12 protein-coding genes are annotated in these 19,354 nt (G+C 57.3%); 9 read left to right on the top strand and 3 right to left on the bottom strand.

The annotated features are described in order from the left end of the window. Nucleotides 1–3 precede the first annotated feature (3 nt). The 9 genes from tssF to ETEE_RS18335 all read left to right on the top strand — a co-directional run bounded on the left by tssF (nucleotide 4) and on the right by ETEE_RS18335 (nucleotide 10,200). Nucleotides 4–1,758, top strand: coding sequence for a type VI secretion system baseplate subunit TssF (gene tssF / locus ETEE_RS18370; protein ID WP_034165884.1), 1,755 nt, complete (start codon nucleotides 4–6; stop codon nucleotides 1,756–1,758). Then, nucleotides 1,722–2,807: a type VI secretion system baseplate subunit TssG gene (gene tssG, locus ETEE_RS18365; protein ID WP_034165885.1), complete on the top strand. Its 1,086-nt coding sequence runs from the start codon at nucleotides 1,722–1,724 to the stop codon at nucleotides 2,805–2,807. The genes tssF and tssG overlap by 37 nt, the downstream gene beginning before the upstream one ends. Then, a complete protein-coding gene (gene tssJ, locus ETEE_RS18360) occupies nucleotides 2,785–3,330 on the top strand; it encodes a type VI secretion system lipoprotein TssJ (RefSeq protein WP_034165886.1) in 546 nt (181 codons plus the stop codon). The genes tssG and tssJ overlap by 23 nt, the downstream gene beginning before the upstream one ends. Continuing rightward, nucleotides 3,330–3,809 carry a type VI secretion system baseplate subunit TssE gene (gene tssE, locus ETEE_RS18355; RefSeq protein ID WP_034165887.1) on the top strand — a complete coding sequence of 160 codons (480 nt, stop codon included), beginning with the start codon at nucleotides 3,330–3,332 and terminating at the stop codon, nucleotides 3,807–3,809. The genes tssJ and tssE overlap by 1 nt, the downstream gene beginning before the upstream one ends. A gap of 79 nt (nucleotides 3,810–3,888) precedes the next feature. Beyond that, complete coding sequence (locus ETEE_RS22120; RefSeq protein WP_034165888.1) at nucleotides 3,889–4,080, top strand: hypothetical protein; 192 nt, start codon at nucleotides 3,889–3,891, stop codon at nucleotides 4,078–4,080. A 98-nt stretch (nucleotides 4,081–4,178) separates the two neighbouring features. Beyond that, entirely contained in the window at nucleotides 4,179–5,558 is a 1,380-nt protein-coding gene (locus ETEE_RS18350; protein WP_034165889.1) for a VasL domain-containing protein, read from the top strand. Nucleotides 5,559–6,106: 548 nt separating this feature from the next. Beyond that, the gene (locus ETEE_RS18345; RefSeq protein ID WP_038631647.1) at nucleotides 6,107–7,033 is read left to right on the top strand and encodes a YadA C-terminal domain-containing protein; all 927 of its coding nucleotides are present in this window, start codon (nucleotides 6,107–6,109) and stop codon (nucleotides 7,031–7,033) included. Nucleotides 7,034–7,709: 676 nt separating this feature from the next. Then, nucleotides 7,710–8,462, top strand: coding sequence for a 4'-phosphopantetheinyl transferase family protein (locus ETEE_RS18340; protein WP_225865078.1), 753 nt, complete (start codon nucleotides 7,710–7,712; stop codon nucleotides 8,460–8,462). Nucleotides 8,463–8,904: 442 nt separating this feature from the next. Continuing rightward, on the top strand, nucleotides 8,905–10,200 hold the full coding sequence (locus ETEE_RS18335) for a M4 family metallopeptidase (RefSeq protein WP_034164850.1): 1,296 nt from the start codon (nucleotides 8,905–8,907) through the stop codon (nucleotides 10,198–10,200). A 434-nt stretch (nucleotides 10,201–10,634) separates the two neighbouring features. Here ETEE_RS18335 and ETEE_RS18330 read toward each other — a convergent pair whose 3' ends face one another. The 3 genes from ETEE_RS18330 to ETEE_RS18320 form a co-directional block, all read right to left on the bottom strand. Then, nucleotides 10,635–16,337, bottom strand: a complete 5,703-nt coding sequence (locus tag ETEE_RS18330; protein ID WP_034164851.1) for a condensation domain-containing protein — start codon at nucleotides 16,335–16,337, stop codon at nucleotides 10,635–10,637. A 24-nt stretch (nucleotides 16,338–16,361) separates the two neighbouring features. Next, nucleotides 16,362–17,162 carry a Cof-type HAD-IIB family hydrolase gene (locus ETEE_RS18325; RefSeq protein ID WP_227625194.1) on the bottom strand — a complete coding sequence of 267 codons (801 nt, stop codon included), beginning with the start codon at nucleotides 17,160–17,162 and terminating at the stop codon, nucleotides 16,362–16,364. Between the two features lie 775 nt (nucleotides 17,163–17,937). Beyond that, nucleotides 17,938–19,350 carry an McrC family protein gene (locus ETEE_RS18320; RefSeq protein WP_225865077.1) on the bottom strand — a complete coding sequence of 471 codons (1,413 nt, stop codon included), beginning with the start codon at nucleotides 19,348–19,350 and terminating at the stop codon, nucleotides 17,938–17,940. Between the last annotated feature and the right edge of the window lie 4 nt (nucleotides 19,351–19,354).

The following is a 19,354-nucleotide window of genomic DNA, read 5'->3' as shown; positions in this document are numbered from 1 at the left end:
TTAATGGACGACTTAACCCTGCGTTACTATGACGCTGAAATGCGCTACCTACTGGAGGCTGGTGAAGAGTTTGCCCGCGCTCACCCCGAGCAGGCGGCCATGCTCAATCTCGATAAGGCGGGCGCGCGCGATCCGTACGTGGAACGCCTGTTCGAGGGCTTTGCCTTCCTGATGGGGCGCCTGCGTGAGAAGCTCGATGATGACTTGCCGGAGCTCACCGAAGGGCTGGTCAGCCTGCTGTGGCCGCATTACCTGCGCACCATTCCGTCAATGTCGGTGGTGGAGATCACCCCCGACTGGCGCGGGATGAAGGAGCCGATGCGTATTGTCAAAGGCTTCGGGGTGAACTCGCGGCCGATCGGTGAGAAGGGTACGTGCTGTCGGTACACCACGACCAAAGAGATCACCCTTCAGCCGCTGTCGCTGGAGTACGCCCGCCTGTCGACCGACCCTGATGGGGGTTCGGTCATCACGCTGCGCTTCAACTGCAGCCCTCTTGCCGACTGGAGCCGTGTCGACCTCAGCCAGATCCCGTTTTACTTTAACGCCGATGCGCCGCTGGCCTGTGCCATGCACGAAGCCTTTACCATCAACGCTGCACGCCTTTGGCTGCGGATGCCGGGTGATATGGAGAGAAGGCCGCTGGACGGGTATTTCAGCGCGCTCGGCTTTGGCAATGACGATGATCTGTGGCCGAAGGGAAGCAGCAGCTTTCGCGGCTATCAGCTGCTGCTGGAGTATTTCACCTTCCGTGAGAAGTTCATGTTCACCGGCCTGCGCGGGCTGGAGACCGTGGCCTTCCCGGCTGAGCTCTCCTGGTTTGAAATCGACGTGGCGCTGGCGGAACGCTGGGAGCATGATTTCCGCTTTACCGAAAAACATCTGCGCCTGCACTGTGTGCCGGTGATTAACCTGTTCCCGCTGGAGTCTGACCCCCTGACGCTCAACTCCCTGCAGACCGAATACATGCTGCGTCCGATGCGCGTACAGGATGGTCATACCGAGATTTACGCCGTGGATTCGGTGATGTCCTCGAGCCAGCATACCTACGTGCCGTTTTCGAGCTTCCGCCACAAGGGGGGAATGATGCGTCACGAAGCGCCGGAATATTACTACCACACCCGCGTGCGCCGAGGCCCGTCCGGGCTGCATAACACCTGGCTTATCCTCGGCGGTGAGGCGTTCGATAATCACACCGTACCGGAGGACGAAAGCCTGTCCCTGACGCTCACCGGCACCAACGGCCAGCTGCCGCGGCGTGCGCTGCAGAGTACCGTGCTCGATACGGTGATGCAAACCACCTCGGCCAGCATCGCCGTGCGCAACCTGTGCGCGCCGACGCTGCCCTGCTATCCACCGGCGCGGGATCGTTTCCACTGGCGCGTGCTGAGCCACCTCGGCAGCGGGTTTCTGTCGATGATGGATAACGCCGAGGTGCTGCGCGGCACCCTGGCGCTGTACGAGTGGACCGACAGCGAGATGAACCGCCGTCGCCTGGAGGCGATTATCGACGTGAAGCACAGCGAAATAGAACGCTTCGAGCAGGGCTACCTGCTGCGTGGCGTGCAGATTGACGTCACGTTGGACAGCCACGGCTTTGCCGGACGCGGCGATATCTGCCTGTTTGGCGAGATGCTGAGCCGCTTCTTCGCACTCTACACCGACATCTACTTGTTTAACCGCCTGATTATCATTCTGCAACCGACCGGAGAGCGCCTGGAATGGCAAGAGAAGCACAACCGCCGCATTCCCGGCTGACTCCGCGGCTGGAAGCCGACCTGCACCGCATCAACTTTTACCGTTTATGTCAGCTGCTGGAGAAACGTAATCCGGGCGGGCCGCTGATGGGATCGACCAGCCATCTCACGGATGATCCGGTGCGGTTTGCACCGCATCCGGGGATGGGATTTCCGGTCAGCGAACTGAAGGCCGTTGAATATGACGAGGACGACGACGGTAAGCCGCCGGTTATCCGCACCACCTTTATGGGGATATACGGCGTCGACTCGCCTTTGCCGACGGCGTATCTCGATGACATCACCCAGCGCCGGGAGGGGCATGAGGCTCTTCAGGGGTTTCTGGATATCTTCGGCCATCGCATCCTGACGCAGTTTTACCGCATCTGGCGTAAGTACTCCTACCCGGCCACGTTTGAGCCAGGCGGTACCGACAGCATCTCGCGCTCGTTGCTGGGGCTGGTGGGCCTGGGCATTCCCGGTACGGCAGAGCATATCGCCACGCCGGTGTCGCGTTTTCTGGCGCTGCTTGGCGTACTGCGTCAGCCAGGTAAAACCCAGGAGGGGATGCAGGCGCTGGTCAGCCTGCTGGCACCCGATACTACGGTACTGGTCAGTCCGTATTGCCTGCGGCCGGTGGAGATCAGCCAGCCGCTAGGTTTTTACGATAATGACGATTTTCTGCTGGACGGCAATACGCCGCTGGGGGACGAAGCGATGGATGCGGGCAGCCAGCTGCTGGTTGCGCTCACGACGGATAACGAATGGGAGGCGAAAGGGTGGAAGCCGGATGGCCGGCTGTACCAAGACTTTCTGGTAATGCTGCGGGTGTATCTCGGCTGGCGTTTCAACGCCCGGATTACCCTGACCACGTCTGCCCGCCTGCTGGCTGTGCCGCCGCTGGGCATAGCTCCTTTCTGGCTGGGAATGAACGGCGTTCTGGGTGCCGAAGGTGCAGATCTCCCGGACGATATCCCGCAGACCTTTACGACGGAGCTGGGTTACTACACCGGCCTGCAGCCCGCGACACCACGACAAGGAAACCGACGTGTTACGTATCAGTTTTACTAAAACCGCGCGCTGGCTGATGCTGCTGATGGCCTTCAGCCTGGCGGGATGCGGGGTGACACAACGCGTCACCGAGGGTACCCAATCGGCGTTTAACGCCGTGTTCTACAAAAAGATTAAGGTGCTGCACCTGGATTTCACCGCGCGTGAGGCGTTGAACACCGACTCCCGTGAGAGTAACACGCTGTCTGAACCGCTGGTGGTGCGGATTTACCAGCTAAGAGACCGCAAGATCTTTGACAAGACGGTCTATCAGCAGCTGCTCCAGGATGACAGCAGTATTCTGAAAGCCGACCTGCTGGCCAGCCGTGATGTGGTGGTGACGCCGGGCGGCGATGTCAATCTGGATATGCCGCTGGAAGACGCGGCGCAGTTCGTGGCCGTGGTGGGGCTGTTTCGCGATCCGGATATGATCAACAACGCCTGGCAGCAGGTGATTCAACGCGAAGAGCTCGATCCGGATAAGCCACGTGTTCTGGAAGCGGGGAACAATCGGTTGACGCTGCTACCGCAGAAGGAGGAGTGATGTCCCGGGAACATATCACGCCTTCGCTGTATGAGATGCTCATCGGTCATTTTTCCGGTGGCCTCGACCTTCATCAAGCCAGCGAGGAGAATCAGGTCATCCTGTCGGTGCTGGATAATATGCAGCGCATTCTTAACTGTCGCGCCGGGACGCTGGCGCATCTGCCGGACTATGGACTGCCTGACATGACCAAAATCCTCCAGGGGATGCCCGGTACGGCCCATGAGCTGATGGGCACCTTATCGGCTGTGCTGCTCAAGTATGAACCGCGCCTGAAAACGATAGCCGTGGTCCTGCAGGAACAAGAGACGCCCGGGAAGCTGCGCTATGCCATTGATGCTGAAGTCAAAGATATCGGACTGGTACGCTACGGTACGGCGTTTATGCCGGAAGGACGGGTGTTACTTCGACACCTTAAGAACCAGCGGTATCTCGACACCGCAGCCCGCATGTCAGGCCCGATAACCCCATATCGATAAAGCCACTGAGCCTCAACAGGCTTCAGGCCAGGCAGCCCGTCCCGGCCTCGTCTGACGATAGGCATCGGCGGATATCGCCATGCTGCGTCTGAGAAGGGAGTCGCTGCATAAGCGGATGGCGGCGTGGCTGGTGGATACCGGACTGAATATGGAGAAACGGACGGTACCCGTTACGGCGCTGCCGGTGAAAAGGCGCCATCCTCGGACTGACCCGATGGCTGGCGCTCATGGGGCGCCGCCGCGCCGTTTGATGTTGACGTTCATGCCATGAGCTCCTGAGATGGTGCCCCCCGTACGGGAAAGAGATGGCATGATCATCGAGAACTATCGGAGATAGCTTTACTGACATAGACCAGCAGGAGCGACAGGATGACCAGATATAAAACGTTCAAAACGGGTGGCGATCCGCGTACGCTACCGGACTACGCCGCCCTGTGTGATGAAATCAGCAGACTGACCCATCCGGCGCGCCCGGAGGTGAACTGGCGATATGTCGAAACGCGCTGTCTCTCACTGTTTGAGCAGAACGGTGTGGAGTTACAGACCGGCGCCTGGTACACGCTGGCCCGTATGCAGCGTGCCGGATTATTCGGCCTCAATGAAGGCCTGGCGATACTGGAGGCGCTGATAAGTCAGCAGTGGGGCGTACTTTGGCCGCATCCTGTTCATGCCCGCGTGGAAATCCTCAGCGGCCTGAGTCAGCGTCTTCAGCAACAGATACGCTTGCTCCCGCTGAATGACGGTGAGCTCAGTCAGTGGTATCGGGCGGAGCAACTGCTTACCGGTCTGGAGGCGGTGTTGCAGCGCCTGGAGCTTAGGCATCTGAGTCAGCTTGATACGTTGCGAACCCTGATACACAGCCGTGCTGTCCGGCTGGAAAACAGCAATGATACAGCCGGCACCGGGCCGAACATGCTGTCTGGTATCGTGTTGCCCGCCAGCGTAATGAATGGCGCGCGAACGTCAGCGGGGGCCCTGACAGCTCCGCCTCCTGAAGAGAATAGCGCGCCAGACAGCGCGGTGAAGTGGGTATACGTCGCGCCGCCGGGACACCAGGCGAATGTGGAAGTCCTTGCGGCAGTACCCACCCCGGTAAAAAAGTGGAAATCCTTTGCCGCCGGGATGTGTACCATGCTGGTGATCAGCGCCGCCGCGGTATGGGGCTGGCAGTATATTTACCGGCCAGACCCGCTACAGACTCAGTTTGCTGTATCGCTGGCTCCGTTACCCACAATGCTCACGCCTGCGCAGCTGGATGTATTGCGTCAGCAAACTGCGTTGCCAAAGCGTTTTATCGCCCAAGCTCAGCAGCAGCTTGCCCTGCTGGATAAATTACCTCCTGACTGGAATATCACCTACGGCAGAAAGCTGGCAGAACAGGCTCAGACGCTGTGGCCGGAGGAGACTCTCGCCCTGATACAACAGCGGCAGCAGCAGATACGCGCATCAGCGCTGTCCGCGGATGCAATGAACGGCTGGCATGAGGGGATGCGCAAGCTGCAGGCGCTGACGACACAGCTACATGCCCTGGATGGGCAAAAAGGAAAGTATATTACTGTCAGCGAGCTGAAATCACAGCTGTTTGCTGCTATCCAGGCATTTAGCCAAACAGTGCCTGTCGAAGAGCAGCTGCGGCAGATGAGTATGCGGGAAAGCCCAGAGATGATCCCGGCTACGCAAAAAAGCCAGACAGAGCAGCACCTGAAGCAGCTTATCGCGAACTACTCGGCGGTGACCGCGGGTCAGTAGGCCGCTCCCCCGCATTCTGTCATCGTATCGCTTGGTGGAATAACGTGAACGTTGGCTGAGTTGGGGAAATCAGATCACGCATCATCCTGCAGCACAGGTCGTCTCGCGGCAACGCAGAGCTTCGGGATCGCCCACTGGCGCAGCGACAACAACGCGCCCGTCAACCGCGGCGTCATCACTTTCTGGCTGAACGGTGAGGTGATTCACGCGTGGTATGCGTCAGCTATACCCTCGCCTCGGGGCCCTTTCACCACGACGGTTCTATTGATTAAACGCATATTATTGTAAATTAATTTAACCGCCCCATCTTGAAATATAACTCGGCATGGTTGCTCCCATCGGTAAAATTCCGCTGGCGCTCGACGCTTATCAGTTGAAAATATGAAGGTCGCCATTTCAAATATAGCAACCCCAATGGTATTAATATTGTCAAAACATTACTTAATATAATCCCCTGTGGTTAATATTATTTATTTATCGAATAATATCACAAAACCATATCCTGTGTATATCTATAACGGATCTATAATTAAAACAAGGGGTTATAAATGCGCTCTGTTTCTAAAGTATTAATATTAAGTATTATAGGTGTTCCATTCATATCGATTGCTGCAGATGAAGGCGCTTTGCCGGTAACAAATGATTTATCTACTGATATTGCAACCATTGTCAATAATATTGTCGGTGGTTTAAAAGTAACGCCGGAGGTAATATCTGCTTCTATTACGGGAATTGCAAATAATGTTATTCAGCCCATCAATGCCAATCTAGGGGCGGCCGGTGCCGCCATTCAGCAAAATCATGAGGGGCTTAGCGCGGCGAACACAGAGATCGCCGCGGCAAAAGGGCGTCTTGATCGGCAGCAGCAGTTTGATCAGGTCACCGGCGTGACGCTGGAGGCGAACCGTCAGCGGCTGGCCGCCCATCAAGCCGAGATCGCCGCGGCTAATGCCAACCTAGGGGCGGCCGGTGCCGCCATTCAGCAAAATCATGAGGGGCTTAGCGCGGCGAACACAGAGATCGCCGCGGCAAAAGGGCGTCTTGATCGGCAGCAGCAGTTTGATCAGATCACCGGCGTGACGCTGGAGGTTCATCGTCAGCAGCTGGAGGAGTTAAACAACACGGTTAATACTTCCAACGCTAAGGTTGTACAGAATCTTTCAGGAAGGATGGATTATTTACAAGAGTGGCAGGGTATGGCGAATAATCGCATTAACGACTTAGAGAGAGTGACTGCAGAAAATAGAAAGGTATCATCTAGAGGTATTGCGGGTGTAGCCGCCATGGCTAATATTCCTACCCCAATGGATGGTGGGCTCTCTCTTGGTATCGGATATGGCTATTACGATAACCAAAATGCCTTTGCCGTTGGTGCATCTAAATACTTTGAGACTGGCGTTGCGATTAAAGGTGGTGTTTCCTTAACCGGTAAGTATGCTGTTGTCGGCGCAGGAGCCAGCTTTAGCTTTAAGTAAAAGCATGTGACTAAGGGCTACCACACCGGTGGCCCTTAAAAATATAACACCAGTAGGGATCTCTTTCATAAGCCGCGACCGTTTTCCGGTGACGCCTTTTTCATCCTTTCAATAAGCGACGTAGCCCAGCTCGTTAGACGCGGGCCTTTGGTGCGCCGCGTGCTTAAGGGGCTGCTGTCCCGGGATGCCGGATGGCGTCATTTTCCCGCGATCCGTTGCCATATGTTGATGGCGGGTACCGTTGTTGACCCGAGTTCGAGCGGCGGGCCAGCATGGAACGCTTTTCTATTCTCGAGCGTATGTTTCCGGCTCGCTCGCCGGTGCGATCTCTGCAGCGTTATTGCCTGATCGAGGAGGCCTCGGGCATAGATGAAAAAACGGAGCTGAAGAGGGCGATGCGCTGATCCGTCAAGTTCCCTTATTGGATGATTTCAAGTTAATGTTCTCATTCAGCCTTTACAGCCGTCAGTATCTACAGCACCGCAGGCCGGACGCCTATGGGCGGCGCATCATATGAACACCGGCGGGCGATGGGCCTTCACCATTTAGCGCCGGGATGGGGCGGTTTTGCTCGTTTACTGATATAGGAAGGGGTCACAGAGCGTGAGAGAGAGCGCACTCCGCTGCTACAATAGAGCGCCGATATCCATGGTGTCCTAGCCATTATGAGGTTTTTATGCACTCTTCCGCCAAAAGTATTGCGCCCCGACTGTCCCGCGATGGGGCGGCGCAGAGGGGGGATGCGGGTTTTATTCAGGGCGTTACCTGGCTCGCCTTCCCCGGTTATCCCGGTTGGATAGGCGCCTGCCGCTTCTCGCTCAGCCGCTATCGCGATGAGGGTGAATATCAAGGGATTGTGCTACCGCCGCCGCTCCGGCATGCTGCGCCGAAGCGGCAGGCCGAGTTTATTGCGGGACGCTGGGTCGCCCGCCAGGTGATGGCGGTGCTCGGGGTGCGCGATGGCGTGATTGCCCGCGGTTCGGATCACGCCCCGCAGTGGCCGCCGGGGATTGCCGGTTCGATTAGCCACTCAGCCGGGATGGCGCTGTGTGCCGCGCACCCGACCTCCCGCCGCGGCGGCGTGGGGATCGACGTCGAAGCCTGGCTTGCGCCGTCGCGCGCGCGCACCGTTCAGCCGGCGATCGCCTCTTCGCACGAGCTGGCGGATCTGCGCGCTCGCGCACCGGATTTCAGTCGGCTCATCACGCTGATCTTTTCGGCCAAAGAGAGTCTCTTTAAGGCCCTGTACCCCGAGGTCAATCGGTGGTTTGACTTTCATGACGCCCAGCTGACGGCCATCGACTGGCGCCAGCAGACCTTTCAGCTTACCCTGCTGACGCCGCTGGCGCCGGACTATCCGGCCGGTCGCTGCTTCCTCGGGCAGTTTCAGGCCGATGATGAGGCGATCGTCACCTTGATTTACTGTTAGCGCGGGGTCGATGGGCCGACGCGGTGAAGGCGCGCTGCGCCGGCGAGCGTCCCAGCGAGAAACGCGCAGAGCTCTCTGAGCGCCGGGAAGAGTGCGGCCAAAAAAGAGCGCCGCGTGCGTAGGTGATCGCGGGCGGAGGAGAGGCTGCCTAGTGAGTCGACCTGACGCCCTGGCCGTCTGACTCAAGGCCACGCCGTTCAGAGAGGAAAATCCGTAGCGCCCCAGGATTAAATATATCGCCGAAACAAGTTGTTAGTGTACGCATAGAATTAATTTACGCGGCCTGGGAATATTTATTTATCCAGGTCACTGAAATATTTTTAAACAAAATAGAAATCGTCCTAAAAATTGCCAGCGCCTCGGATCAGCCGACTTTGTTGCATGATTGTTTAATTTGCTTGGTTATATTTGTTATTGTCACCAACCAAAAGACGAGGTCATTATGAAAAAGCCATCTGACAGTAATTTCAAAAGGATTACGGCAAAAACGATCGGCGGTGCTTTATCTCAGCCTGCCGTTGAACTGGCGGCGAGCGTTGACTATTTTGCAGAGAATAAAGTGTTCTTTGCCCTGAATAATTATATTGAGGGGCGAATTCACAACCCGGGCGCAGGCGAGCCTTATCTTCCCGAGTATCACATCGACGATGAAAAGGATGCCAAGATCGTGGAAGGCAGTATCAACGGTATCCGCGAGCCATTTGGCGAGGCATTTACATATGCCACTGAGATCCTGGATAAATACCTTAATTATTATGGTAGCCGGCTTTTTGATGGATTAATTACGCTGTTGCTTGACAAGGATACGTCAATATATCAAATCGCAGCGACAAGCTGGGAGGAAAAAGAGAGGAGGATCTCAGTAAGAGTCGGAAAAGATACCTTTTCACTCAAAACACTAACCGATAGAAGTATTATTTATCATGAGGTTGGGCATGCGATAAATTATCAAGGCTTATTCGCGGAAGAAAACTTCCCCGCTGCATTTGCTGAGGCCTGGTGTGATATATTTGCATGCTTCTTTGTTAATCAAAATGTAAATAGCTTTGACGAAATCGATTGGTCTATTGGGACTGGGTATGTATACCCAAGCTTTGGCTCAGATAAGATTCGTTCATTGGATCACCCTGAGAATGACACGCCAAAGTCAACAACGCGAGTAGAACAAATCACATCCAATATGAATCGCTATCAAAAAGGTGGATTTATTCGATACTTCTTTCATCAACTTGTGAAAAAGTTATCAGAAACGCTGACGATTCGGGTGGCACTCAGTAGAGCATATGATTTGTTTTATGATTTAAGAACTAAAGTGTTTAGTAAAAATATGAAGTTGGAGGACTTCGCCGGCGATATCTACAGAATATACAGTCAATCTGGACACAAAGATAAAATAGCGGAACACATTCTCGTTGAAGCGATGGATGACGTTGGTTTAGATCCGGTCGTCACCTATCGATTTTACAATGGCGGAGGATACGTAGCCAGGATTCAGGTGGTCTATATCGATCAGCAGGGCGAGACCCACACCATCGATAGCAGCCAGGTTTCTGTTGGTATCTCAACAGATGTCCAGATTCCTACGGTCGGATCAGAGCGCTGCACGATATTTGTGCAGCTCGATCTGGAGGGGTTTAAAACCTTTAAACTCTTGTTCCCGGACAACTTCAAAAGCCAGCTGATAAAAAGCTGGGGGACCGTATTCTCGCCGCAGGCGGAGATATTCCCCTTTGAATAAGCGTAATTGAGGTAGGTTGTCATGTTAGAACCAAACTGACAGGAAGATATAATACTATTGATTCCTGTCAGTTTATTACTGCTCGGGGTTATTCCAGGCCGCGAGCCCTGACCCGCTGGCCGATTCTCGCCGGGCGTCAATATATTATCCCCTCATTCCCTCATTCCCTCATCCTCTCGATACATACGAGAGAGGTCCCATCATGGGGTATGGCGCGTCAGGCCGCCGTTTGCATCGCTGCAGCCTCAGGTCGCGGCGCGGTGCCTAAAACGGAAGGGGCGTTTACCGGCTGAGCGGCGGTGGGCGTCCGGATGACCGGTTTGGCCGGCATTGGTAGCGGGGATACATGCTGCTGCGCGTTTATTCGTACGGGCGGAGGGGCGGGGGAACAACGGTGGGGCCCACGGGATAAGCGGTATCCCGTGGGCGGAGGGTTATGCGCGAGGCAACAGATCGCTTAGCTGCTGGCTGGCGGGCAGCAGCTGCAGGGTGGTGCGATAGTCATGCGCAATGCGTTCGGCTAACGCGGCAGAGAGCTCTGCGCTGTCATAGAACAGGCTGAACGGCATGCTGTCGGCGGGAAACTGACACAGCACGATCTGGTGGTTACTGCCGCTGACGGTGCCCCGATGGTGGTACTGCACCAGGTCGTGCTCCTGGCTTTTCTGCTCCGGGTAGTTCTCAAACACAAACAGGGTGCCAAAGGGGGCGGTGGGGCGCCAGCGTTCGTCATAGCGGTTCAGATCGTGGAAGGCATGCTCTGTGCGCGGCTCGGCGGCGTCGATCAGCTGCTGTGCCACTGCGTCCAGGCTTTCCGTGAGTTTGACCCGAAGCGGCGGGGTGGCGACAAACAGCCCGACCAGGTCGGTAACCCGGCTAATCTCCACCGGGCGCCGGGTCAAGGTTGTGCCGAACACGATATCGCGGCTGTGGGTATATTTTGCCAGCGTAATGGCCCAGGCTAACTGGCAGAGCTGGTTCAGCGTCAGGCCGTACCGGCGCGCAAAGGCCTGCAGCGGCGCGCCGTGCTGCTCCTCCAGGCGGCACTTGACCGACTGAACGCGCAGGGCATGGCCGCCGTCGTCGCAGACGTCGGCGGGAATGCGCATATTCATCGGGGCATCGGCCAGATAGGCGCCCCAGAAGTCGGCGGCGGCCCGTGTATCCTGCGCGGCCAACCAGCGCGGAAAGGCGGCAAAGCTGCTCGGCGGCAGGGGGATGCGCTCCCCGCGCGTGAGGCGCTCATAGTCCTGCCTGATTTCGCGCAGGAAGATCTGCATGGACCAGCCATCGAACAGCACATGATGGAAGGTGAACAGCAGCAGATGGCGCCGATCGCTCAGCCGGGCCAGCGCCAGGCGCAGGAGCGGCGGTTTGCTCCAGTCGAACGGGCGCTGCCGCTCCTCGATGATGCACTGCTGCAGGAGACGCTCGCTGTCCTGCCCCTCCCAATTCATGATGTGCAGCGGCAGCGGCACCTGGCGCGCTATCAGCGCCAGCGGCTGCCCCGGATCGACGCTGTCGCTAAACCCGGCCCGCAGCATGTCGTAGCGGGCCAGCACGCGGCGCCAGGCGTCGGCAAAGGCCTGCCGATCCAGCGCGCCCTCCAGCTGGAAAACGAGCTGATCTATCTGATAGTCGGGGTTGGCACGGTTAAAATAGAGCAGCTCGCGTTGAAAGTCGGTGGCGGGGTAGATCGTATCCAGCGGGCCGACCTGATGCTCTAAGCGCGCGATGGTCGCCTGATCCAAGGCCACGTCCTCCAGATCGCAGGGCACCAGTCCTCCGCGGCAGCGGGGGGCGCAGCAGTGCGTCAGCAGTTGGTCTACAATCTGGCCAAAGCGCTCGCAGAGCTGCGCTAAGGTCATCCCGGCGACCTCTACGCCGGCCATCTCAACGTCGATATAGAGCCGATCTGCGCTAATCCAGGCATTGATATCCAGATCGCGCAGCGGCTTATTCGATGCGGCCACCAGATGGTGGTTAAAGTGATGCTCGATCGCCCATTCTCCCTCGCCGCCGTGGCCGAAGCGGCCCAGGAAGTTGAAGCTGACGGGGAGCTGTAGCATCGCCTGCAGCGACTGCTGAACGCCCGGATCTGGATGGTGATAGGCGATGTGCAGGTAGTTCTCCCCCTTGTCGGGGAGGGTGCGCAGCGTCTGCTTGGTTTGCTTGATCAGCGAATCCCAGCCGCCGGCGTGCGGCGGAAGGTGGAGGGGGAAGATGCTGGTAAACCAGCCAACCGTCGCCTCGCTGCGGATCGTGTCGCCGAACGCTTTACGACCATGTCCCTCCAGCAGGAGCCCCAGACCGTGCTCGGGATGGTGCAAGAGGCGATACAGCGCGCTGATTAACAGCTCATTGATCTGGGTGCCATAGGGGTGGTTGGCCTGGCCGAGCAGCGCCTGAGTCTGCTGCGGCGTCAGGCTGATCTGGCGGCGCTGGAGCCGGCTATCGGCGGCGCCGGTACGGCAGGCGGCGATGGCGTCGGCATGGCGTAGCCAATAATCGACCTCTTGAGCGCCAGGCTGGAATGTCTCCCACTGGCTGCGGTAGCACTGGGTGTTCGAGTAGGGGGCGGGGGTGAATGCCGCCCCCTGTTCATAGTAGCTCTGCAGATCCGCGGCGATACGGCGCCAGGATACGCCGTCCACAATCAGATGATGGGCGCAAAGATAGAGATAGGTCGCACCATCGTCCGCCAGGGTGAAGCGCAGTGCCTGGAGTAAGGGGCCATGCCGCAGTTGGAATGCGGCGTTCATCTCCGCGGCCTGCCGCTCGACCTGCGACCAGCCGACGGCGTCAAGGGTCGCCAGGGTGACGTGGGCCGCCCCGGGGTCGGCAAAAAATTGCCGTCCGTCCGGCGTAAAGCGCAGCCAGAAGCTGTCGTGATAGCGGGTCAGCAGCTCAAGCGCCGACGCCAGGCGCGCATCATCCACCGGCGCGGGTAGCCTCAGGGTTATCGCCTGGTTAAAGTGCGCCGGCGCGTCGAACGCCTGCGCGAAGAACCAGCGTTGGGCGGGAAGCAGCGCGACATCCCCCGTCTGTTTGCCGAGGCAGGTTTGAGCGCTGGCGACCCATGAGGCCTGGCGGGCCATATCGGCAAAGCAGCGATATTTCATAATATCGGCGGTGGAGAGTCGGATCCCTTGCTCCTCTAACCCGACCGAGAACAGGATGGCAGAGATGGAGTCTCCGCCCTGCGCGACGAAGTCGTCACCGAGAGTCAGGGAGGGCAGTGATAAAACGCTGGCGGCCTGGGCGAGCAGCGCCTGCTGTAGCGGCGTCAGGCTGTCATCCTGCTCGACGATGAGCTCCGGCTCGGGCAGGGCCTGGCGATCCAGTTTCCCATTGCGGTTGAGCGGGAGCTGCTCCAGATAAATCAGCTGCGCGGGAACCATATAGCTCGGCAGACGCTGCTGCAGCTGCTGGCAGAGGTACTGATTGTCCAGCGGCTGCGCCGCCTGGTAGTAACCCAGCAGCCGTTTGTGCTGGCCCTTGCGGCTGAGCACCGCGATGGCCATCGTCACCCCGTCGATCTGCTCCAGCGCCTGGCGGATCTCACCCAGCTCGATGCGGTAGCCCCGCAGCTTGACTTGGTGGTCGCGCCGCCCGCAGAAGACCAGCTCGCCATCTTCCCGCCAGTAGCCATAGTCGCCGGTACGGTAGATCCGGCGCGTGGATTCGCCCGTCGCATCGGCGAGCCGGATAGACGAGAACGCCTCATGCTGCGGCTGCCCCAGATAGCCCTGCGCCAGCCCGTCGCCGCTGACGATGATATGGCCGACCATGCCGATGCCTAACAGGTTATCGCGATCGTCGACAATCCAGGTTTGGGCGTTCGGCCGGGGCTTACCGATGGGGATGACCCCCGCCGCCAGATCCCGGGGGCCGCAGCGGTGGGCGGTAACATAGATGCTGGTCTCGGTCGGGCCATACAGGTTGATCAGATGTCGGATATTGCATTCGAGTCCCTGCGCTACCGCCTGCTGCGAGACGCTGTCGCCCCCAAAGCACAGGATCTCCAGCTGGCCGAAGATCTCGCGCTTGGCGGAGGCCATGTAGGTTTCAAACAGCCCGGTGGTCAGAAAGAGGTGGTCTATCTGATGCTGCAGCAGCAGCCGGGTCATGGCGTGTGGGTTGGCGATATCGCCCCGCTGGGGGATCACCAACGTCCGCCCATGCAGCAAGGCGAGCCAGAGCTGTAGGGACGCCGCGTCGAAGGCCTCATTGGCGGAATAGAGCAGGCGCTCTCCCACCGGGATCGCGTCATTCTGATACAGGGTACTGACCAAGGCGCGGTGCGTCAGCGCGACCGCCTTGGGCTGGCCGGTGGTGCCGGAGGTAAAGATATACTGGCTGATCTGCTCGGCGGCGCCGGCGTGCGGTAGATATCGACCGGGCGCCGGTGGGATGTGTTCCAGCGCGGCGAGATGGTGGGTGTGGCTCGCCTGCGCGCCGGGGATCGCGTCGCCGATCAGGAGTAACGGCGAGAGCTGCTCCATGATCAGCTGCTTTCTGGCCATCGGGGCGCTGGCATCGACACAGGTAAAGGCGAGGCCGCAGTATTGCGTCGCCAGGATCGCGACGACGGTATCCACCAGGCTCGTCAGGTTAATGACGACGCAGCCCTGCCCGCGGTGATCCGCCGGGGTCAGCGTCGAGAGGTAGTGGGCGATAGCCGAGACCCGCTCATGCAGCTGCGCGTAGCCGATCGCCTGATTATGCTCACTATCGATCAGCGCCGTCGCCGCGGGTGTCTCCTGTACCCAGCGGTGGACCCGTTGCGCCAGGCTGTCATCCGGGTAGGGCTGGCGCCGCTGATTCAGCTGCGTCAGTCTGTCCAGCTCCGCGCGCCCGAGAAAGGGCATCTGCGCCATCTCACCGTCATCCTGCGCTAGCGCCCATTCGATCAAGCGCTGGAAACGCGCCAGGAAGCCGGTGAACAGGCCGCACGGCTGAAAGCCTTGCAGATAGTCGAAGCGGAAATTGAAGCTGTGCTGGCTGGACTCACAGAACAGGAGCTGCAGATCGGCGTTGAGATCGATAAAGCGGTAGTCCTGGGCGATGCGGCACTGCGCATCCAGCGGATAGGTTTCGCCAATCCCCACGGTGCTGCCAAAAACAACGTTGCTGAGCATTGCTCCGGGATCCGGGCTCTGCTTCTGCAGGGCGTGCACCAGCTGGGCATAGGGCAGCTCGGCGTACGGCTTGGTCGCCTTATTAAACTGCCTGATCTGCGCCCAATAGGCGCTGAGCGTGGCGATGCTGCGCAGGTCGAAGAGATCCAGACGGGTATTGACGAAGCAGCCGAGCTGTCGCCGCATCGCCTTGCTGCGCCTGTCCATTGGCGAGCTGATGGCAATCATGCGCTGATTTGCCATGCGGCCGACGAGAAGGGCATATAGTCCTTTGAAGAACAGATTTGGCGTTAGTCCGCTGCGTCGGCAGTAGGCCTTGACCCGCTGGCTGAGCTCGGTGCCCAACGCGCATTTCTCTGTGCAGGCGCGGCGCTGCTCTGAGTTAATGGCGTGGTTAAAGTCGGTGCGCACGGGCTGCCCGTCGAGGGCGCGGGTCCAGAATGCCAATGCCTCCTGCTGCAGGGCGTCGGACAGCGGCGGCGCCTGCTCCTGGGCTAACGGGGCGGCGATGGGGGCCAGCGTCTCGCCCCGGCGCAGCCGGCCATAGCTCTGGGTTAACTCGTCGAAAAATCGCTGGAAGCCCGTACCGTCCAGGCAAATATGGTGAACCATGATAATCGCCCGGTGATGGGCCGGTGCGATTTGGCAGAGGCAGGCCTTAAAGAGCAGGGAATCTCCGAAGGTTAGCTTTTCACTGTAATAGGTCGTCAGTAATTGTTGGAACGCTGATTCGGGATCACGCTGTGTGGTTAAGTCAATGAGCGGTATGGTGTACTCTTGGCGATTGGCGAATTTATACAGATGTTCACCCTGCAGCTCGTAGCGCACATGGAATTCAGGGTGGCTGAATACATGGTGCATGGCCTGCTGCATTAATGCGGAGTCGCACGCGCCCTCAATGTCCAGGGTCAGGAAGGAGTTGGATATAACGTTATGGCTTTCGGTCAACGCTTCAATATAGAACGACTTCTCGTAGCGCGAAGCTAACAATTTCATAAGGGGAGCCTTCAAATAAAGAGATTATATTTTAAAAATATGCTGCAGCATCTGAGCGACGCCATCGTCAGCATTACTCTGCGCGATGGGTAGGGTCTCCAGCTGTATTTTTAATTCGTGCGGCGCATTGTCCATGACAATCCCTAAGCCCGCCTGACGTAGCATCTCCGTATCATTATGCCCATCGCCGAATGCGATGGCCTGACGCTGAAAGTCGATCCCTTTCTCTGCGAGTAGCGCCGTGACGGCGCTGGCTTTGGAGATACCTCTGGGGCCGATCTCCAACTGCTGCGCAGAGGTGCGATAACACGCTAAATGCTGCCCGAACTGCTGTTGCAGTCGCTGCTCCAGCGGCGCGATGTCGCTGGGACTCCACAGTAATAATTTATTAATTTTTAATGAAAAAATATCTGACGGTGCGATCTGCTGGTAGCGGAATCCGGAGAGCTTGACGTAGTCGTCGGCCATGTCGTTGACTTCGTAGAGCTTCCAGCCATGGCTATCGAACGCACTGAGATGAATGTGATATGGCGCGCTGCAGCGCATTATGTCGGCGATAATATCCTGCTCGATAATATGCTCGCAAAGGATGGCGTCGCTCTGCGGACATAGCGTCAGCGAGCCATTAAGTCCGACAATATGGGGGCGCGGCGCCAGCGCCTGCGCTATTTTTTGGGCATCCCGGGGATGGCGTCCCGTGGCGAATACCAGCGTTATTCCTAACGCGCTGAGCTTTTTTAATATGACGAGGGTATGCGTAGAAAGTTGGCCCTGCGGATTCAATAACGTACCATCTAAATCTGTAACGACAGCCTTATATTTCAATATGGGGTCCTCCATGACAATATTCGGCGCCTAGTATGCAAGCACTTCGCTGTTAAATCCATCGACTTTTGTCTTTTTAGTACCAACCAATAATTATTATTTATATTGATTCTATTACTAATAGATTTATAAGATGGGTTACGGCCACGTCCGTCATCGTGTCTTGCGGATGATATTTCCCCGCCGGTACGCTATTGGTGTGATAATAATTTGGCGCGCCGCTTCCGTGCGACGCCTATTGGCAGGTAAATGATGTCGGGCTCCTATACTGTCGCGGCAGAACGCTTTCTATTTAACCCTATATCGTCAGTGATTGAAATATTAATTGCGAATTTCGAAGCTAAATGAAAATAATTGGCGGCGAGGGCGTAGTTTATTCCATATTCCCCGCCATGGTCTATTTTTCCCAAACCGCGCCGGCCGCGGCGATGGCGAAGTGGATTGCGCCCGCGCGGGGTGGGCGTCCGGTGACGCTCCCCCTGCCGGCATACCCGCTTTGGGCCACCCGCTTTTTACGGTGTCCGTGGGTTTAGCCTCACTGGCGCGCCGCTTCCGGCGCCGAGCCATTCAGTGATTTCTCATGGGATTATAGGTTACGGCTGGCTTTTGCGTTTGCTCGGTGTTCTCTTTCAGCGCCCGATTTTCAGAGCCCTGAAAGGCAACCTGCTGTCTGAATCATCGCCTTTCATTCGCAGGCTCTTTCACGCTGTTGATCACCGCGGCCGCCATTCCCATGTATGCCCGCTGTCCGTGGATGAGCGATGGGCGCAGGCTATCATTCGCTCACGGATAGCGATACGGCTCCCGTAACGGTGCAAGCCTGATACAACCGGCTCGCCTCGGGTAGCGCCAGGCGTGGATTAACCTTATCGATGACAAAAGGGACCACCCATAAGCGCAAAGGCTGCTTACCTGACGTAGGGAACGCAAAATGCTGCGCGATAGGCGCGGTAAAATTGGCATGTGCCGGGTAGACCAGGAACATCTCTCGCACCGTAATGTGCTGATCAAAATAATGATGACCATAGGCAAACATCTGATAGAAATCGCCCTGCTGCAGCGCATATTTATCAGAGCCATTGGCCAAGGTGGGATCAAGCAGCTTCCACTTGGTATCCAGAACGGCGATCACCTGCTTATCCTGTATCATCACCATGTCGGGTTTAAGCCTGAACCACTGCGCATTCGCATGGGTGACCAGGCTCTTGCTCTGAACCTGTGCGTGAACCGCGACCTGCGGCGCATACTGCTCACGCAGGGTCTGCGCCACGTAGCTTTCAAATACCCTCTCCATGGGAAACAATAGTGAGAAGGCCCGGTTATCGCCTTTCATGGTTTGTGGTGAAAAGCCATCTAAAATCAGCTTTGCCCATGCTAACGGCGCCTGATAGTGGTTCATACCTCTATCAATACGCAAACGCGAGAAATCGCGGTTGTAATCGAGGCTCAGTGGCACATTGTCGAAAAAATGGAGTAGCTCTTGCAGGCGCTTTTGATTCGCGGCATGCCGCGTGATCCTCACTACGCGATTGAGCGCCGAATGCAGCAAACGATTCGCCGGTCTGTCGGTCAGAAACGCATCATATTCGCAGAAGAAGCGCTGTTTATGGATGATGTTTTTGCGCAGGTGCCGGGTGGTGTTGAGCTTACCCTTTAAGTAGTTAATGTTATCTTCGCGGCACAGGTAATCGCTGCGGATCCCCTTTTTGACCAGCGTATTGACCGAGTCCAGAAACTGGCTGATAAACACATCGAGCAACGGCATCTTCTGACGGCGGATATTGGCCGAGTCAGTCTGAATATGCGCAAACGCTTTTAGGGCCCGCAGCATGATCAGCAGGGCATTACGCGCATCAGCATAGCCCGCCTTGTCGCCGGAGGCGTGATTTAACGCACCGTTGGGCGAGGCGTCGGCGGGTGAGGGGAGACCCAGCTTGGGCAATACTTCAATCTGCGTACCGTCAGGGGTAAAAATCACCCCGGCGTAGTTCTGCGTCTGCAGGGCTTCTACGCCATCTTTTGAGCATAAGCGAAATAATCGGCGCTCTTTTGTTGGGCTGAGCGCCATTTTCTTCAAGTAGGCAAAGGCCGCCGCTGATATCACGGCGACCTGATGCGGGGTCGGCGTAATAGCATGCTCTTCGCTGACTAAATGAGCGTACTCAAACAGCGTAATATCTTTATACACGGAT

Origin of the sequence: Edwardsiella anguillarum ET080813 (assembly GCF_000264765.2) — a bacterium.
In the GTDB taxonomy this organism is placed as follows: Bacteria; Pseudomonadota; Gammaproteobacteria; order Enterobacterales; family Enterobacteriaceae; genus Edwardsiella; species Edwardsiella anguillarum.
Note: the sequence above shows the minus strand (reverse complement) of the source record. Positions and strands in the feature narration are given on the sequence as shown.